Consider the following 1,874-nt stretch of genomic DNA (forward strand, 5'->3'; position numbering starts at 1 on the left):
GAGCTGGTTCCGATAAGAGAGGCGGACCAGTATCAGGCGGCCACAAATCCGCAACGCAATTTTGCCAATCCTTAAAAACTGAGAGTCGGAGAGGTGCAGCGTCATCGCCCGGGACCATGTCCTTCGCTGAGAGGACCCCCAAGCCATGCAAATCTCCTCGAGCCGAAGCTAGAGGCTGCTTCGTGCCGGGAAGCGGGCCGAAGCCGGTGCTTTATTCTAAATTCTGACAAAGCGTAACCGCTCGTACCCAACATGCCAGGCACGTGACATTCTCAAAGTGCCTGTAAACGGCTTGGCGCTTCGGCGCTGATCGGCGAATAATCTTTGAATTGGTCACGGGCGGTCACGGAGGGCCCCCGGCTTGCACCATCTCGGGATCGACGTCTCACGCAGCTCGGCGTTCCTGGACGAGTGGCGCGGCCAACTCGTGTATGCGCGCATTAGGACAAACCCGCCGGGCGATGTCGCAAAGATGCTGGTGATGCGTCAGATAAATTACCTGACCCACTTTCGCCATATCGGCGAAGAGCCGGAAAGCTTCCTCCGCCCGAAAGTCGTCGAACGTCTCCATGATGTCGTCGGCGATAAAGGGAACCGAGGTTCGAGATTGGGCGAACTCGTGGTAGCCGGCAACCCGGAGCGCGAGATAGAGTTGAAAGCGCGTTCCCTTTGACATTTCCTGCGCCAGCTTGGAACTCCCATCAGCCCCGATGCCAATAAGGACTTCGGTGTCCTTGTCAGGCTGGGTCGCCAGACCGCGATAGGCGCCGCGGCTGATCACCTGAAAAGCCGCCGAGGCGCGAAGCATCATCGAACTGCGATGCTTGTCGCGATAGAGGCGCAAGGCTTGCTCGGCCGCTACGATGCCGGCCCTGAGGCGGAAGTAGCTGAACGCTTTATCCTCGATTTCCAGGAGGACCGTGCGCCGTTGCTCCTCAAGAGCAGCCACGGCATTGTCGCCGTCGACAGCATCCACCTCGTCGGACGCTTTGCTGTATGCCGTAAACAACTCTCGTACGCGCCGATCCTGATCCTCAAACCGGGCTCTGAGTTCTACCTGCTCGGCCTCCAGCGCATGCCGATCCGCGGCGTCAAGCATCTGTTCGACATCGGCCATGTCCTGAATTGGCAGCGCCTCGCGGATTTCGCGTTCGATGATATGACAACGCCGGCGCAAGTCGATCCTTTGCTCGATCATGCGCAGCTTTTTCTCAACCTCCTGCAAGGAAGTTACTCCGAACAGCTGCGTCATTTCAGATTTGCGTCGCTCGCAAATCTCGATTTCAGCCTCCAGGTCCCGGCTTTTGAGGCTCTGATCCTTGAGAGCAAGCTGCATGGATTCCTTTTCCGCCTTTTTCGATCGGGCCTCTTCCACTCTGGCGGACATCAGCGCCCAGAGGCTCAGGGCACTCTCTGCTGGTCGCTCCAATCCGAGTTCTGCGGCCATGACGGCAAGCTCGCGCGAAAAGGCCGCCTGATCGTCCTCCATCTTGGCGATGCGATCTGCCAATCCGGCTTGCCGTTGAGCAGCCGGGCCGAGCTCGGCTAGTCGGTCCATGACCTCCTTGACGGTCATGAGGCTGGGGATAGTGCCGCCCGCCCCGAGCCAGCAGCTCCTGCAAACCTGAGCCCATGACGCGTCCCATCGCGCCTCGTCGGCGGATGCCGTTTCAAGGGCTGAGCGGCGGGAAGCCTCCTCCCTTTCGCAGCGTTCAAGCTGCTCCCTCAGATTCTTGTGTTCAACTTCCAGATCAACGGCCGATTGGGCCGTAGCCAAAAGCGCTTCGCAGGAATCAGAGTGATCATGGGGAACGGCTGCCGCCGACAGTGCCGCCGAGAGCCGGTTCTGCGCCGCCGAGCCATCCGCTTCCGCC

The 1,874-nt window shown here is 59.8% G+C and carries 1 protein-coding gene; it reads right to left on the minus strand.

The window, feature by feature from the left end:
* Positions 1-385: 385 nt before the first annotated feature.
* The coding region (locus EOC06_RS40485) for an ATP-binding protein (protein WP_368773616.1) at positions 386-1,874 on the minus strand (1,489 nt) is incomplete at its 5' end.

It is taken from the genome of Mesorhizobium sp. M7A.F.Ca.MR.362.00.0.0, from assembly GCF_004023175.1.
Lineage (GTDB): Bacteria > Pseudomonadota > Alphaproteobacteria > Rhizobiales > Rhizobiaceae > Mesorhizobium.